Genomic DNA, 15,101 nt, shown 5'->3' with positions numbered 1-15,101 from the left:
ATGGATTGCTGGTCTGTGCTGGAACTGCCCGAAGACGCCGACGCGCGCACCATCAAGCGCAGCTATGCGCGGCTGTTGAAAAGCTGTCGGCCCGATGAAGACGCGCAAGGTTTCCAGCGCCTGCGCGAGGCGTATGAGGAGGCGTTGGCGATTGCCCAATGGCGCGCCGAATACGCGGCTGACGAAATTGAAGCCGCGACAGTCGAAGTGCTCGATCAGCCGAGCCACGCCAACCTCCAGGCGTGGTCCGAGGTGCTCGACCTTCGCCCCTTGAACATTGAAAAACCGGCGCCGCTGCACTCGCTGAATCTTGCGCCCTCGATGCCTGCGCCACCGGTTGTCGCGATGGACGAAGCGTGCGCACGCGCCTTGCTCGACGGGCTCACCGAACAGAACCTCGCCGAGCGCTGGCAACAAGCGCAGCAACAGCACTGCGCCCAGCCGTTTGAAAAACTGCTGCTGAAACTGTGCTTCGATCATCCGTGGCTGCGCAATTCGATTGCCGCCTGGGCCGTCCAGCACCTGGATTGGCTCGCGCCCTGGCAAAACGTCAGCATGACCGAGTGGCAGCGAGACGCCCTTGCCAGCGGTTTGCTGCAGGACTATCGGCAGGCGTTGCTGGAGTTGCTCGAAGCCAACAAGGAGCGAGAATTTCTCACTTTGTTGAAAAGCTACACCGCACAGCCGTGGTTGCAGGTGTTTGATCGCCGCCAGGAATGGCAGCGAATCATTTTGCAACTGTTCAACGACACCCAGTGGAGTTTGCCGCTGTTTGATCGTGTTGGGCAGGTCTTTGGCTGGGACGACAAAAAAGGCATTCACCCGGAACCGGCGTCGGTCTGGCAGGCACTGATCGAGCGCTGCAATCAGGAAAGTTTCTACGACAGCCTGAAGTCCAAGGCGCAAGACAGCCAAACCTGGGCCGCCGACGTTCAGGCTGCGCATTTGCTGATGAACCCGCTGAAGCCCGGGCAGCAAAAGACCATGATCGACGGCTTTGGCCAGAATGAATGGCAGGCGTGCCATGACCTCGGGCAAACCCTGACGTGGCGTTACCCGGATTTACTCTCGCGACTGCCCAACGCGGATGTCTTTCACTGGCGACGCTTCCTGCCACGGCCCATCGCCGACGAAACCTGGATACGGGTGTGGGCGGGCGTCGCGTTGGCGCTGTACTTGTTTTACTTCCGCAGCGAGCACCAATCCTTGGCCTACAGCCTCAGCATGCCGGTGTTGTTCGCCTGCGTGCCGGTGTGGTTTTTCCGTTTTGCCCTGAGCTGGTGGGTGCCGATCACGTCGCACCTTATCGTCCCGGACCTGTGGTTGACCGAAAGCCTCATCCCCCGACGCTGGAACCCGGACACCCGCTGGCTGGTGATACGACACGGCGTGCCGCAGGCCGTCATGGCGTTACTGTTCTGGATTTTGCTGGGTTGGCTGGGCGCCGCCACTTACCTCGGCTTCATGCTGATCGGTCTGGTTCACAAAAGGCGTATCGGTCAGCTGGAACCGGACCTGGCCGCTCGCCGCCCCTGGCTGACTGCGCTGCATTGGGCGCATTTCAGTCCCTTGCAGCTGGTGTTTTTGCTGGCGGTCGTCGGCGTCACCCTCGCGTGTGAAATCTACTTCCCGGAGTACCGACTGACACATTTACGGTTCAGTTGAGCGCACGCCGGCCGATCTGTTTAGTAGCTATGCCCGCGATCCGCGCGGGCCCGCGCTGAAAAGGATCTGAGCATGCTGAAACTCACTGGACTGACCCTGGCGGCCCTCACCCTGAGTGCCGCCGCCCACGCCGACGTCGACCTGAAGCTGGGCAGCACCGAACGCGTCACCCGGCTGTTCGCCTACCCCAACAACTGCAACGTGATCTGCTTTCGTCCCTGGACGCTGGAGCAGACCGTCGAGCACTACCTGACTCAAAGCGTGCAGCGCGATGGCTACAGCACCGCGAAAGTGCGGGTCAAGACCGACAACGGTCAGCTCTACGCCGACATCAGCGGCGTGCCCAAAGGCTACGAAAAACCGCTGGCCGCCCTGCTTGCCGCTGGCGATCTGGCCTACACCGGCGCGCGTAAACTCAACGCCGACGGCAAATGGGCCTACAACTGGTACTTGTTCCTGCCGCTGGGTATGGCCCTGGACAATCGCAAAAGCGTCGAGTTGCTGCACTTCCCGCCGGATTACTCCCTCACGCAAGCCCAGGATTACCTGCGCTCCGCCACCACCGACCGCTGGGCCACGCTGCTGACGGATAACGGCATCCCCGCCGCTCAGACGCCGGGTTATCAGACCATCATCGACATCGCGCCGATTGCGGCCCCGGCCAGCGCCGGCAAGGATCTGGAAGGCGTATATGGCTACTTCAAGGACTACCAGACCACCATGGTCAAGGACGTCAGCCAGAACGCCAAAGGTGCCGCGTTGCCGATGGTCGCGTTCGGCGCACCGGTGCGTAACTGGATCAAGCAGCAATACGGGGCGACCGTGAATGTGCTGGGCCTGGCGTCGATCAGTCCGAAGCCCGGGCTGAACGTCCCGGTACTGGGCGCCAATCACCCGAGTTACATCTGGTACGCCGCCGACCCGGCCACTTACACCGGCGACGATGCGCAAGCCAAGGCCGACGCCGCCGGCCTGACCGTCATGGGCCAGGACTTGAGCGCTGCCTGCTGGCAGGCCGGGATGGGCAGCAAACCGGGCAGCGACCCTTCGGCGCAGCTGAAAAGCTGCACTCAGACCTGGCAAGTGACCCAGAAGGAAAAAACCTGCGAGCTGTTCTACACCTCAATCCGCAACCTCACGCCCGAGCAAGCCACGGCCAAGTGCGCGACGGCACCGATCAAATCCCGGCTCGAACAGCTGCAGGCCCCGGCGCCAACGCCCGCGATCCCCGCGCCAGGCGTATAACCTTTTGCGCGTCAGTCATGGCTGACGCGCAAACACGCCCCATACCCCTGTCAGTTATGACAGTAGACCGTTGGGTTGATTTGCGAGACCTTGAGGCAAACCCCTGTGTTGCAGGGCTGACGGGAGCGTCAGTTTTGGAAGTCGCAACACGCTGCCGACAAGGACTGTTATGAAACCTCATCCTCCGCACCGGCCGTGCGTCCATCCGCCGGACGGCATTTACCCTTTTCCGGAGCTGCCGGTCAGCCTCGGATTTCCGTCCCTCGCCGACTTCGAAATTGTTTACAACGTCAGTGGTTCAGCGGTGGCCGTTGCGGCGCGGCGCGAATTTCCACGGATCAGTCGGATCTGCCGGGTGTCCGGGCATTTGTTGCCATACCGCAGTCGACATACCCGGCAACTGGCGCCGGGCATTCATGTCTATGACCCCTGCTTCAGCGGCCTGCTGCGGCATTCCTGCGATCCCAACGTGTTTTTCGACATGAGCGAACTGTGGTTGTGGGCGCTGAAAGACATCCGCCAGGGCGACAGCCTGACCATGGACTTTGCCGCCACCGAAGACCAATTGCTGCGCCAGTTCGCCTGCCAGTGCGGCTCGCCGGAGTGCCGAGGCTGGATCACCGGCTACGATGAGCCGCCAAACGCCGACGGCCAGCTGTTTTATCAGCACTGGCGTCGGCGCAGTCTCTGTTGAAAGGCGTTACAGCGTCTCGACCGGACGCAAACGGTACTGCGGCGGCAGTTGCTCGAAACCGCTGATGGTCGCGTTCAGGCTTTTCCAGCGCCCGTCCTTGATGCCGTAGATGCAACCGTGAATCGACAGCTTCTGCCCACGGTGCCAGGCGTTTTGCACAATGCTGGTGTGCCCGACGTTGGCCACTTGCTGGATCACGTTGAGTTCGCAGAGGCGGTCGACGCGTTCTTCCTCGGTCGCCAACTGGGCAAGTTCTTCGCGCTTTTCGTAATAAAGATCGCGAATCGAGCGCAGCCAGCCGTCGATCAGGCCCAACTGGCGGTCCTGCATCGAAGCGCGCACGCCGCCGCAACCATAGTGGCCGGTGACCAGGATGTGTTTGACCTTGAGCACGTCCACCGCGTACTGAATCACCGAGAGGCAATTGAGGTCAGTGTGCAGCACCACGTTGGCCACGTTGCGATGGACAAACAAGTCGCCGGGCAGCATGCCCACGATTTCGTTGGCCGGCACGCGGGCATCCGAACAGCCGATCCACAAGTACTCTGGCGTCTGTTGGCGGGCCAGCTTGGAGAAGAAGTCCGGATCTTCCTGTTTGATCGCCTCGGCCCAGCGTTCGTTGTTATCAATCAGATCTTGTAATTCGTTCATGCTGTAAAGCCTCAAGAATGATGCGCTGCTTTGACACACGACCGCCCGTCGGGGTCACGCGCCTGATGCAAATGTCCGGTGTTCCATGCCGGTGGAATTCTCGGCAGTCCAGTGGGTCCACCCTAGTAAGGCCCACACCAGGAGGAATTGCCATGACTGATTCACGACGTCCATTCGATGCGGTGCAACCCGAGCCGATCGATGATAACGAAGACCGCATGGGATCGATGCATGAGCTGGATTTCGATGACGAAGAACCCAGCGGCAAAATCGGCGATGAACTGCCGGAAAACCAACGTGAGCGGTTGATGCCCGAGGAACGCGTGCGCGAAGCCGGCATGACTGGCGCTTCGACCGATGATCACGAACCCACCGATGACGACATGAGCCCCGAAACGCTGATCCGGGAAGACGGCGCACGGGATGCCCATGAGGCGGGCGAAGATCATCAGGCGGATTGGGATTTGAGTGTTGTCGATGAAGACGATATTGGCGGAGGCAACGGGCTGGATGAGGCGGAGCTGGCAAAGCGCGACCCGCTGGACGGCAATCGTTGAGCTTGCGCGCCTGTTAAACCGCTTTCGCGAGCAAGCTCGCTCCCACAGTGGATCTGGTGAGTACACCTATGCTGTGACTGACATAAATCCCGTGGGAGCGAGCTTGCTCGCGATGGCGATCCGATGCCGCTTTTAAAACTCAGTCCACCAACGTGCAGGCCATGACGACCGCATCTTCACGCCCGCCAACCGCCGGATAATAATCCCGGCGCCGGCCAATCTCGTTGAAGCCGTATCGTTCATACAAGCGAAACGCCGACCGGTTGCTGTCGCGTACTTCCAGAAAGCATTCGCGCGCCTCTGCCTTATAGGCAATCGACATCAAATGCTCCAGCAGCGTCAAACCCAGCCCACGCCCCTGATTCTCCGGCTTGACCGTGATGTTCAGCAGATGCGCTTCATCAAGAATGATCTGCACCACGCCATGACCGACCTGCTGCTGCCCTTCGAACATCAACCAGATCTGGTATTTGCCCAGCCCGTCGAGAAAAATCCCCCGGGTCCAGGGATGGCTGTAGGCCGCGTATTCAATTTTCAGGACAGTGTCCAGGTCCGCCTCGGTCATCGGGCGAAACGATACCGCGTCACTCATTCGATTCTTTCCAGCGCGCCATCAGCCGACGCATGGCTTGCCAGACATCAGCCTTACGCTGTGGCTCTTCCATTAATAATTCCAGACCCGGCAGGGCCCAGACCGAGCCCAGGCCTTCGACCTGGAGTTCACGGTTGAAGGATTCGGCATTGGCCTCGCCGGCAAAACGCACCGCCGGCAAGCCGATCAGCCACACGCAGCCGCACGGTGCATCTTCGAGCCGGGCCGAGAGAAAACCCTGCACGAAGTCACGCGCCGCTTCCGGGCCCTGATCCATGGTGCCGCGCGTCAGCAGCGGCCAGCGCACCGGCTCGCCGATGATCTGCGGGCTGTCCGGCAGACCGGCGGCGCGCAGCATGTCCTTGAGCAGCAGGTAAGCCGGATCGCGGGTCTGGAACGCCTCACCTGTGGGTAACTCGACCAGCAGCAGGCAGCGACCGGCGCGCAGCAATTGCAGGGCGAAACGCGGTGGCGGGATTTGAGGGGTTTTGGCCACCACCGGCGCGGTCTCTTCCTCGACCTTGGCGTTGGGGCGCGTGCTGGCCAGCGATGGCCGTGGCACTTCGATCTTCACCCGCTCCGTCGGCGCAACCACAGGCTCGGCCACGGTTTTCGCGGCAGCGACAGGCGCGGCGGCAGGCACGACCGGCGCCTCGACCAGCGGCTCGGGCATCTCCAGCAGCTCGGGACGCGAGGGCGCGGCAAAGGGCAATTCGGTGCGCGGTAGCCAGTTGACCACCTGCATGGCGGTCAAATAGGCGCGACGACGGGACTCGATAAGCAAAGGTCGGCCACTTGTGGATAACTAAAGTGCGGTGATTCTACCGCCCTTCGCTCAAGATCGCCCGCGCTTGATCGATAGAAACCCTACAGCCCGTCCCACGAGTGAATCGCAGCGGCTGCGATGCAGTACAATCGCGGCTTTAAATCGTCAACCAGCCGGCCATTCCGATGATCGAACCCAAGCGCGTCTTGCGCGCCCTCGCTGAACACTGGGCACTTCTGGAGCCGCTGTGCGAGCATTTCGACCAAGGCACCTTGAGCCTCAACGAACTGCGCGCGCAACTGGCCGCCCAGCAACTCGACAGCACGCCACAGGACATCACCAGCCTGCTGGACGTGTGGATCCGCCTCGACATTCTGGTGCCCGTGGCGAAAAGCCCGAACCGGTTCGAGCTCAATGCGCAGATCCACGACTTCCTCGCTTACCTGCGCCGCGAGCATCGCCTGGGCCTGTGCCTGGAAATCGAAGCCTACCTGCGCCACCTCGAACGCCTGGCCGGTTACATCCAGGACGCGTTCGACGTGCGCGACGGCCACGACCTGGCGCGCCAGTTGCGTTTGCTCGACATGCGCGTACGCGATGTTCTGAAAAAACTCGCCAACGACGAACAGGCCCTGGTGGCCGTCGCCGAACGAGCCAAGACCAGCGACCGGCAAATCCCGCTGCGTCAGCGTTACGCGGAAGTGTTGGCGACGTGGGACGAATACGTCGAGCCGATGATTCAGTTGGTGAACGCCGACGGCGCCTTCGAACAAGGCGTGCGCAAGGTCGAAACCGTGTTGCTGAAGATGCTCACCGAGCAGCAACGCCTCGGCCACTTGGTCGACGACGACATGTTGCTGCGCACCCACGCGCGCATCCTCGAAATGCAGACCAGCGCCCAGTTGACCCTGCGTCACGCCCGCGAGCTGCTGTTACCACTGCGTGAAGAAGCCCGCCGCCACAACGCCGTGACCCGAGGCGCGGCGCTGGCCTTGTCGGCCATCCGCCGCAAAGGCATCGATGCGGTGCCGCAAGCGGCGATGCCGATGTTCACTCGGCCGCAAAGCACCTTCCTCGGCAGCGCCAGTCAGGTTGAAGCCTACGTTTATGCGCTGGCGCGTTTCGAGCCGAAACCGGCACGTTTCCCCAAGGCCCACAAAACCCGGAAAGGCGAAGCGCCGCGCGCGCCACGCACCGTCCGCGAGATGCTCGAACGCTGCGAAGACGCCCTGCCGATGCCAGACCTGATGACCTGGCTGCTGGAGCAGGAACCGAACGGCGCCACTGACGAATTGCTCTATTGGTTCTCGCGCCTGTCGCGGGAAAAACGCTTCAAACGCGAGCGACTGGAACGCCGCGATTACCACACTCACGAGCATCAGGTCAGCCTGCGCTCCTTCGCCCTGCTCTCGGCCGGCGACACCGCCGCCGAGAATTCTGCGAGCATCCCCCATGCATCTTGATCTATCCGAACTGTCCCAGCTGGCGCCGATCTTTCGCGAGCTGTTCAAGGGCTACCACGTCAGCCGCCGCGACCCGGAGCTGTACGCGCAACTGTCGAATTTCCAGGACCAGTACCGCACGCTGTTCAGGGCGTTGGGCTATGAACTGGTGTGCGATACCCGTGGCTTCTATTACTTCGTGCCGGACCTCGCCGCCGCAGCGGTGAACAAGACCGCGCAACGTCTGGCGTTGTTCACCTTCATCCTGGTCGAGCACTTGGCCGATCAGGGCCGCGACCCGGTCGCCGTGCTGGACGGTGGCAGCCTCGGCCGCGATGAATTGCCGTCGTTGCTGGAGAAATACCGCGACCTGTTCATCCAGGCCGAAGTGCAGACCGTCGAAGAACTCGAAGAAAAAATCATGCGCCGCATGACGCAGCTCGGTTTTGCCGGCGAAGAAAACGGCGTCTACCGCTTCCTGCCGCCGATGCACCGCTTCCTCGACGTCTGCCTGTCGGTTCAGCAAGACCGCGATCTGGCCGCCAGTCTGCACAGTGTGTTGCCGCTGCCCGTCCCGGTGTTGATCGACGACGACAGCGACGAAAAGCTGTTGGAAACCGATGATCCGCTCGATTTGAGCGACTTCGAAGAAAGCGAAGAAAGCGAAGAAGACGCGATGGCCCGCGCCATTGCCGAAGAACAGGAGACCGACGCATGAGCAAGGAACGCTACGGCATTCGCCGCTTCGCCCTTTTGAACACCGCCGGTTACAGCCTGGGTCTGTTTCCGCTGGAAGAACCTTTGTCGGTGTACGGCGCGAACAACCTCGGTAAATCGGCGTCGATCAACGCGCTGCAGTTCCCGATCCTGGCGCGCATGTCGGACATGAGTTTCGGCAAGTACAGCCTGGAACAATCCCGGCGTTTCTACTTCGCCTCGGACACCAGCTACATCCTCGTCGAAGTCTCGCTGCCCCACGGCCCGCACGTGATCGGCGTGGTCGGGCGCGGCCCGGGCGGTGGTTTCGGTCACCAGTTCTTTGCCTATGCCGGCAAGCTGGACCTGGCCCATTACCAGAAAAATGACACCTGCCTGCGCCAGAAAGAGCTGTTCAGCAACCTTGAACATGAGGGCCTGAAAGCCTACGAACTCAAACCGGATGAGCTGCGGCGCTTGCTGGTCGGCGGCCACACCTCGATTCCGCTGGACCTGACGCTGATCCCGCTGCGCTCCACCAGCGAACAGAGCCTGAAGACCTTCCGCGCCCTGTTCATCAACTTGTTGCACATGCGCGAAATCACCGCGGCCAAACTCAAGCAACTGTTCCTCGATGCCTTCGAACACAGCCTGCGTTCCGGCAGCGTCGATTACATCGCCGCGTGCGAAGAAGCGTTCCGCGATGTACGACGCATGGAGCAGGACTACAACTCGCTGGTCACCGCCGGCCCGTTGGTTGAAGCGCTGGCCTCAGGCGTTACCCAACGCAATATCCTGCGCGGCAAACTGCACCGCATCTCGCCGCTGCTCGACTCGTTGCTCGGCACTTGGTCGGACTACGCCAGTGCGCGCAAGGAAGAGCTGACGATTCAGGCCGAGCATTACCGCAACGAGCAGGACGCGCTGCAAAACGATCAGCGTGGCGGCACCCAGGAGCTGATGCGTCTGGAGCGGGAAATTACCGGCATCCAGCGTTGGCTTGGCGAGTTGTCGGTGCTCAAGCATCGCTTCGCGTTGGTCACTGACGTCAAAGTCCTTGAGCAGCAATTGCTCGCGGCCAAGGATGCGCACGATGAACTGGCCGGTGCGCTGGCACAGTCGCGGCAGTTCAGCGCCGAAGACCTCGACGAGCGTCTGCGGGATCTGGAAAAACGCCTGAAATCGGTAAAACAGCAACTCGATCACGCCGACAACAACAGCTACGCCCGTCTGCGCGAAGAGTTCTCGCAACAGGACGTCGAGCGCCTGATGCGTTTGTTCAACAGCGCGCTGTTCAGCCTGCCGCTGGGCGAACACGGCATTACGCTGGACGAGGACGGCCAGTGGGTCAAATCCCTGGAACTGATCCTCGATGGCTTCAAAGGCGAGCGTTTCGACGTGCCGGGGCTGTCCATCGACATCTCGCACATCGAACCTCCAGCGCTGCAAGCCTTGGCTGACCGCGCGGCGTTGCGTGATCAGAAAGAACGTCTGGAAAAAGAACTCAAACAACTGAAAACCCAGGCTGCCGTGGTCGCCGACCGCGCGGCGAGCAAGACCCAGACCGAAGCGCTGTACCAGCAAGTACTGGATGCGCAAAAAGCGTTGGAAGATTTCCGTCGCGCGCAAACCTTGAGCGCCGAAGAAGACGACAAGCTTGAGCAACTGGCGCAGATGGAAGCGGCGCAGGAAGAGTTGAAGCGTTCCAGTGACGCCTTCACCGAACGCGTCCAGCAACTGTCGGCCAAGCTGCAACTGGTCGGCCGGCAGATCGGCGACATGGAGGCCAAGCAACGCACCCTCGACGACGCCCTGCGCCGCCGTCAGTTGCTGCCGGCCGACATGCCGTTCGGCACACCGTTCATGGACCCGATCGACGATTCCATGGACAACCTGTTGCCGTTGCTCAACGACTATCAGGACAGCTGGCAGGGCTTGCAGCGCAGCGACGGTCAGATCGAGGCGTTGTATGCGCAAGTGCGCCTCAAAGGCGTGGCCAAGTTCGACAGCGAAGACGATATGGAGCGTCGTCTGCAACTGCTGATCAACGCCTATGCACACCGCACCGACGAAGCGCTGACCCTCGGCAAGGCGCGCCGTGCAGCGGTCACCGACATCGCCCGGACGTTGCGTAATATCCGCAGCGACTACGACAGCCTCGAGCACCAACTGGCGCTGTTCAACCGCGAGATCAACAAGCGTCAGGTGTCCAACCTGCAAAGCTTCCGCATCGTGCTCGCGCCGAACAAGGAAGCGCTCAAGCACATCGACCAGATCATCCACAGCGCCGGCCAATACGAAGAAGGCGAAACCCTTTCCGTGTTCGACCTGAGCCAAAGTGCCGATCAGGACAACAAGAACGAAGAAGCCAAGGAATACCTGGCGCGGCTGGTGGCGGCGAACCACAACCAGCTCGGCCTCAAGGATTTGTTCGAGCTGGCGTTCGAGATCACCAAGGTCAATGGTCAGCCGGTGATCCACACCGACATCGACGGCGCAGCGTCCAACGGCACCACGATGACCATCAAGGCGCTGACCAACATGTACTTGTTGCTGCACTTGATGGACCGCGACCAGGCCGGCCGTGTGCGTCTGCCGTACTACCTCGACGAGGCGGCGGACATTGACGAGAAGAACCAGGCGGCGCTGCTGGAAACCAGCCTGCAACTGGGCTTCGTGCCGATCCTGGCGAGTGTGAAACCGCAGGTCTGCGCCAGTGTCGCGATTGACCTGGAAGGTGGCAGTGGGCCGAATGGGATCTACATTGATGAGGCGGACTGGAAGTACATTCGTCGCCACGATGAGGTGAAGGCCACGGTGAACGCTGAAGCGGACGAGCCGGAGCTGGATGCGGTTTGAGATAAACCGTCAGAGGTGAAAAAGGCCGCGATCCAATGGATTGCGGCCTTTTTTATTGAGGGCATTCAGGGGCTCTTCGCGAGCAAGCCCACTCCCACAGTGGTTCTGCGCCGAGCACAAATCCACTGTGGGAGCGGGCTTGCTCGCGAAGGCGTCATCACAGACGCCCAATCATTTCCAGGCTACTTGCCGAGTGAAATCTTCGGCGCCCAGGTCAGCCATTCATCTTCAAACTTATCGAACAACGGGAAGGTCTGCTCGGCGCGCGCCGGGCTGCCCATGCGATCACCGTCCGGCGTGGCGAAAGCAATGCCGCCCTGAATCAGCGTCTCCAGCGATTCAGTGTGTACCGTCACACCTTTGAACAACCCGTAATCAAAACCAAAGCCGCTGGTGTTCCAGAAGCGCGTGCCACTGCGCACCAACGGCGCGTATTTTGGCTCGATCAGGATGTGCACCAGCACACGGTCTGCGGTCTGCCCCAGTTCATAGCCGGTGACTTTACCCACCGTGACTTCGCGATACGTCACCGGCACCCCGGTTTTCAGCGAGCCACGGCGAGCAGCGCTCAGGACCAGACTCAAACCGGCTTCTTGTCTGGCCAGCTCCGGTGGATTGGCCAGGGCGACGAAGTTCTTCTGCGGACCGAGGTTCTTCGGCGCGGGCTGCACTTCGATGTATTGGCCGGTGACCAACGTTTCAAGGTTGGACGTCTTGATCAGTCCCAGCTCAGGCTTGACCACCCAGAACTGACTGCCAACCCGGGCAATGCGCTCCGGTACTTCGGTAATCCGCGCGGTGAGGATCACCGATTGCAGGTCGTCAGTGAGGTCGACGTCTTCAATCTTGCCAACGTCCAGGCCTTTGAATCGCACCGGCGTACCGCTGCGTAAACCGTCGGCGCGATCAACCTTGATCGTGACTACGGTGCCTTTCTGGTTGGCATCGTCGTGGTTGGCGAACAAACGGAAACGCGGGATCTTCTTCTGCAGCGGCGCCTTCGCTTCCGGGGTTTCGAAAGCGATCCCGCCGGCCATCAGGCTTTGCAGTGATTCGCTCTTGACCTGTATGCCGCCGGTCAGTCCGCCCGTCAGCGTGATGCCACTGGCATTCCAGAAGCGCGTCGAGGCGTTGACGAGACCTTCGTACTCCTTCTCGATGTGGACGCCGATCACCAATTGTTTCTTGGTCTTGGAAAACTGATAGCTCTGGACCGAACCGACCTTGACCTGCTTGTAGAGAATCGGGCTGCCGACTTCCAGCGAGCCGAGGTTTTCGGTGAACAACACCAGGTGCAGCCCCGGCGAACGCAAGTCCAGTGGCGGCGCCTTGGGCCTTGCCACGAATTCCCGTTGCGGTGCGGAGCCCTTGTCGCCGGGTCGCACGGCAATGTAATTACCTTTGACCAAGGCTTCCAGGCCGGTGATGCCTGCGAGGGAGATCGACGGCTTGACCACCCAGAACTGCGTGCCGGTGACGAGGTAATCCTCGGCGAGCGGATCGAGGGTCAATTCAGCCGTGGCACCCGAGAGGTCCGGATCGATCTTCAGCGCTTTCAGGTTGCCGACCTGGATGCCTTTGTACATGACCGGTGTGCGGCCAGCCTGCAGACCTTCGAAATCGCTGAGCTTGACCTTGACCCGAATACCGGCGGCGGCCGCGTCGAAGTCTTCGTAGAGACGGAACGGCAGGCTTGGATCGGTAGGCGGGCTGTCCTTGCGGTTTTCCGGCGTGGCAAACGCAATGCCGCCCGCCACGATACTGGCCAGGGATTCGCTGCGTATTTTCACACCGGACAGGTTGGCGTCGATACTGATGCCGCTGGCATTCCAGAACCGCGTGTGTTTGCGCACGAGGCTGGCGTAGGTGGGCTCGATGAAGACTTTGAGTTCGACGGTGCTTTGGTCTTCCGAGAGCAAGTAGCTTTTGACCTGACCGACTTTGATCTGCTTGTAGAACACCGGGCTGCCACGGTTCAGCGAGCCCAGGCGATCCGCCTTGATGGTCAGGTGCAGACCGGGTTTGGAATCCGACAGCGGCGGTTCTTCGGCCAATGCTTTGAATTTGCGCGTCGGCTCGCCTTCGCCGGGGCTGATCGCCACGTAGTTACCGGAGACGAGGGTTTCCAATCCGGTGATGCCGGCCAGCGTCACGCTCGGTTTCACCAGCCAGAAGCGGGTACTGGTCTTGAGGTATTGCTCCACATCCTTGTTCATTTCGACAGTGGCGATCACGCCTTTGGAACTGCCTTCATCGTCGAGCTTGAGGGTTTTGACCTTGCCGACCGACATGCCTTTGTAGACCACTTCGGTCTTGTTGGCCTGAATGCCTTCACCACTTTCAAAACGCACCTGGATCTCGATGCCAGTCTCGTTATAGGCACGCCAGCCGAGCCAGCCGCCGATGATCAAGGCGATCAGGGGCAAGACCCAAATGGCGGACCAGTTCGAGGCCGGTCGGGTTTTAGCGGTAGGCAAATCAGTCATGGTCGTCGTCCGACTCCGTGTTATCCCAAATCAGTCGGGGATCGAAAGTAACGGCGGCAAGCATCGTCAGAATCACCACACTGGCGAACGCGATGGCGCCAAGATTGGCTTCGACGCTGGCAAGCCGTCCGAAATTCACGACCGCCACCAGGATGGCGATCACAAAGATGTCCAGCATCGACCAGCGGCCGATGAACTCGATAAAGCGGTACATCCAGATGCGCTGGCGCGCTGAAAGCGGCTGGCGGCGCTGCACCGAAAACAGCAGTAACGCGATGCCTACCAGTTTGAAGGTCGGCACCAGAATGCTGGCGATAAAAACCACGGCGGCGATGGGGATCATGCCGTGTTGCACCAGTTGGATCACGCCGGACATGATCGTGCTCGGATCGCCCTGCCCCAACGAGCTGACCGTCATGATCGGCAGCACGTTAGCCGGAATATAAAGAATCGCTGCGGTCACCAGCAGAGCCCAGGTGCGCGCCAGGCTGTTCGGGCGGCGAGCGTGGACCAGCGCACCGCAACGGGTGCAGGTCTGCTCGTCGGCGTCGGCGTCCTGCTTGTTCAACTCGTGGCACTCCATACAAGTCAGAATGCCCGCATCAATCGCCCGCATGGGCATCTTCTCCTGATAACGCCTGCCAGATCTGGTGAGGTGACATCACAACCTCTAACCAGACCTGAACCAACAACAAACCGATAAAACACGCCAAGCCAAGCCCGACGGTGACCGCTGCCATATCTGCCAGCTTCACGATCGCGACCAGAACGCCCATGAGGTAAACCTCGAGCATGCCCCAGTCCCGTAAATGGTGATAAATGCGGTAGAGCAACAAGCCGTAACTGCGACCGATGTCGAAGCGGATGCTTAACAGCACCGTTAACTGGCAGAGCAGTTTGAGCAGTGGAATCCCCATGCTGCAGAGGAACACAATCACCGAAACGCCTTGCATGCCGGTGTGGAACAGCCCGACAACGCCGCTCCAGACGGTGTCTTGCGACGACTGCCCGAGTAGATTGAGCTGCATGATGGGTAAAAAGTTCGCTGGCACGTATAACAATAACGCCGCAATCACCAAGGCGAGACTGCGCTGCACAACATTGTGCCGATGGGCGTAGAGCTCATAACCGCAGCGTGGGCAGAGGGCCTTCTCGCCGTGGGCGAGCTCGGGTTTGCGCATCAACAGGTCGCACTCGTGACACGCAACCAAGTCGCCCAGCGGTAATTCTGACAGCCCGGAGGCGTCAACCGGATCTGGCATAGAGGCTCTGGCTCCGAAAAAGGTGGGCCTATTCTAGTGTTCTAAACCGAAAATAACTGTGCAAATTTGTGTTGCCTGATTTTCTTACGGACAAAACAAAACCCCTACCTGCATACGCAGATAGGGGTTTCGGAATTTAATCTTGACGATGACCTACTCTCACATGGGGAAACCCCACACTACCAT

The 15,101-nt window shown here is 60.5% G+C and carries 13 protein-coding genes; 7 read left to right on the top strand and 6 right to left on the bottom strand.

The features are described from left to right. The 3 genes from ACQKP4_RS20175 to ACQKP4_RS20165 all read left to right on the top strand — a co-directional run bounded on the left by ACQKP4_RS20175 (nt 1) and on the right by ACQKP4_RS20165 (nt 3,604). Nucleotides 1-1,665 (top strand): J domain-containing protein, encoded by a 1,665-nt coding sequence (locus ACQKP4_RS20175; protein WP_427635391.1) that lies wholly within the window; start codon nt 1-3, stop codon nt 1,663-1,665. Between the two features lie 72 nt (nt 1,666-1,737). After that, complete coding sequence (locus tag ACQKP4_RS20170) at nt 1,738-2,910, top strand: hypothetical protein (RefSeq protein WP_427635390.1); 1,173 nt, start codon at nt 1,738-1,740, stop codon at nt 2,908-2,910. 169 nt (nt 2,911-3,079) lie between these two features. Continuing rightward, on the top strand, nt 3,080-3,604 hold the full coding sequence (locus ACQKP4_RS20165; protein ID WP_427635389.1) for a lysine methyltransferase: 525 nt from the start codon (nt 3,080-3,082) through the stop codon (nt 3,602-3,604). Nucleotides 3,605-3,610: 6 nt separating this feature from the next. Here the strand turns inward: ACQKP4_RS20165 and can are convergent, their stop codons facing one another. Beyond that, complete coding sequence (gene can / locus ACQKP4_RS20160) at nt 3,611-4,255, bottom strand: carbonate dehydratase (protein WP_427635388.1); 645 nt, start codon at nt 4,253-4,255, stop codon at nt 3,611-3,613. 152 nt (nt 4,256-4,407) lie between these two features. On the opposite strand from can, the gene ACQKP4_RS20155 reads away from it, so the two are divergent. Beyond that, nucleotides 4,408-4,812 (top strand): serine kinase/phosphatase, encoded by a 405-nt coding sequence (locus ACQKP4_RS20155; protein ID WP_427635387.1) that lies wholly within the window; start codon nt 4,408-4,410, stop codon nt 4,810-4,812. 139 nt (nt 4,813-4,951) lie between these two features. On the opposite strand, the gene rimI is transcribed toward ACQKP4_RS20155, so the two are convergent. Both rimI and ACQKP4_RS20145 read right to left on the bottom strand, forming a co-directional pair. Continuing rightward, nucleotides 4,952-5,404: a ribosomal protein S18-alanine N-acetyltransferase gene (gene rimI / locus ACQKP4_RS20150; RefSeq protein WP_427635386.1), complete on the bottom strand. Its 453-nt coding sequence runs from the start codon at nt 5,402-5,404 to the stop codon at nt 4,952-4,954. Further along, nucleotides 5,397-6,149 (bottom strand): energy transducer TonB, encoded by a 753-nt coding sequence (locus tag ACQKP4_RS20145; protein WP_427635402.1) that lies wholly within the window; start codon nt 6,147-6,149, stop codon nt 5,397-5,399. Before ACQKP4_RS20145 ends, rimI begins: the two co-directional genes overlap by 8 nt. A gap of 206 nt (nt 6,150-6,355) precedes the next feature. Here ACQKP4_RS20145 and mksB point away from each other — a divergent pair, with 206 nt between their 5' ends. From mksB to mksF, 3 genes are read left to right on the top strand one after another with little or no spacing between them, the layout of a single operon-like run. Continuing rightward, a complete protein-coding gene (gene mksB, locus ACQKP4_RS20140) occupies nt 6,356-7,633 on the top strand; it encodes an Mks condensin complex protein MksB (protein WP_427635385.1) in 1,278 nt (425 codons plus the stop codon). Further along, on the top strand, nt 7,623-8,330 hold the full coding sequence (gene mksE / locus ACQKP4_RS20135) for an Mks condensin complex protein MksE (RefSeq protein ID WP_427635384.1): 708 nt from the start codon (nt 7,623-7,625) through the stop codon (nt 8,328-8,330). Before mksB ends, mksE begins: the two co-directional genes overlap by 11 nt. Continuing rightward, entirely contained in the window at nt 8,327-11,167 is a 2,841-nt protein-coding gene (mksF, locus tag ACQKP4_RS20130) for an Mks condensin complex protein MksF (RefSeq protein WP_427635383.1), read from the top strand. The genes mksE and mksF overlap by 4 nt, the downstream gene beginning before the upstream one ends. Nucleotides 11,168-11,349: 182 nt before the next feature. Here mksF and ACQKP4_RS20125 read toward each other — a convergent pair whose 3' ends face one another. From ACQKP4_RS20125 to ACQKP4_RS20115, 3 genes are read right to left on the bottom strand one after another with little or no spacing between them, the layout of a single operon-like run. Beyond that, complete coding sequence (locus ACQKP4_RS20125; protein WP_427635382.1) at nt 11,350-13,653, bottom strand: intermembrane transport protein PqiB; 2,304 nt, start codon at nt 13,651-13,653, stop codon at nt 11,350-11,352. Then, nucleotides 13,646-14,269: a paraquat-inducible protein A gene (locus tag ACQKP4_RS20120; protein WP_427635381.1), complete on the bottom strand. Its 624-nt coding sequence runs from the start codon at nt 14,267-14,269 to the stop codon at nt 13,646-13,648. The genes ACQKP4_RS20125 and ACQKP4_RS20120 overlap by 8 nt, the downstream gene beginning before the upstream one ends. Further along, on the bottom strand, nt 14,256-14,915 hold the full coding sequence (locus ACQKP4_RS20115; RefSeq protein ID WP_427635380.1) for a paraquat-inducible protein A: 660 nt from the start codon (nt 14,913-14,915) through the stop codon (nt 14,256-14,258). Before ACQKP4_RS20115 ends, ACQKP4_RS20120 begins: the two co-directional genes overlap by 14 nt. Nucleotides 14,916-15,101: the final 186 nt, after the last annotated feature.

This window comes from Pseudomonas sp. NPDC086278 (assembly GCF_050280905.1).
In the GTDB taxonomy this organism is placed as follows: Bacteria; Pseudomonadota; Gammaproteobacteria; order Pseudomonadales; family Pseudomonadaceae; genus Aquipseudomonas.
The sequence above is the reverse complement of the archived record's forward strand: the minus strand, read 5'-3'. Positions and strand labels throughout refer to the sequence as shown.

What these genes read in the sequence shown, in the direction of transcription:
- ACQKP4_RS20175 (WP_427635391.1), top strand. Translation starts at nt 1, where the DNA reads ATGGATTGCTGGTCTGTGCTGGAACTGCCCGAAGACGCCGACGCGCGC.
- ACQKP4_RS20170 (WP_427635390.1), top strand. Translation starts at nt 1,738, where the DNA reads ATGCTGAAACTCACTGGACTGACCCTGGCGGCCCTCACCCTGAGTGCC.
- ACQKP4_RS20165 (WP_427635389.1), top strand. Translation starts at nt 3,080, where the DNA reads ATGAAACCTCATCCTCCGCACCGGCCGTGCGTCCATCCGCCGGACGGC.
- can (WP_427635388.1), bottom strand. Translation starts at nt 4,255, where the DNA reads ATGAACGAATTACAAGATCTGATTGATAACAACGAACGCTGGGCCGAG.
- ACQKP4_RS20155 (WP_427635387.1), top strand. Translation starts at nt 4,408, where the DNA reads ATGACTGATTCACGACGTCCATTCGATGCGGTGCAACCCGAGCCGATC.
- rimI (WP_427635386.1), bottom strand. Translation starts at nt 5,404, where the DNA reads ATGAGTGACGCGGTATCGTTTCGCCCGATGACCGAGGCGGACCTGGAC.
- ACQKP4_RS20145 (WP_427635402.1), bottom strand. Translation starts at nt 6,149, where the DNA reads ATGCAGGTGGTCAACTGGCTACCGCGCACCGAATTGCCCTTTGCCGCG.
- mksB (WP_427635385.1), top strand. Translation starts at nt 6,356, where the DNA reads ATGATCGAACCCAAGCGCGTCTTGCGCGCCCTCGCTGAACACTGGGCA.
- mksE (WP_427635384.1), top strand. Translation starts at nt 7,623, where the DNA reads ATGCATCTTGATCTATCCGAACTGTCCCAGCTGGCGCCGATCTTTCGC.
- mksF (WP_427635383.1), top strand. Translation starts at nt 8,327, where the DNA reads ATGAGCAAGGAACGCTACGGCATTCGCCGCTTCGCCCTTTTGAACACC.
- ACQKP4_RS20125 (WP_427635382.1), bottom strand. Translation starts at nt 13,653, where the DNA reads ATGACTGATTTGCCTACCGCTAAAACCCGACCGGCCTCGAACTGGTCC.
- ACQKP4_RS20120 (WP_427635381.1), bottom strand. Translation starts at nt 14,269, where the DNA reads ATGCGGGCGATTGATGCGGGCATTCTGACTTGTATGGAGTGCCACGAG.
- ACQKP4_RS20115 (WP_427635380.1), bottom strand. Translation starts at nt 14,915, where the DNA reads ATGCCAGATCCGGTTGACGCCTCCGGGCTGTCAGAATTACCGCTGGGC.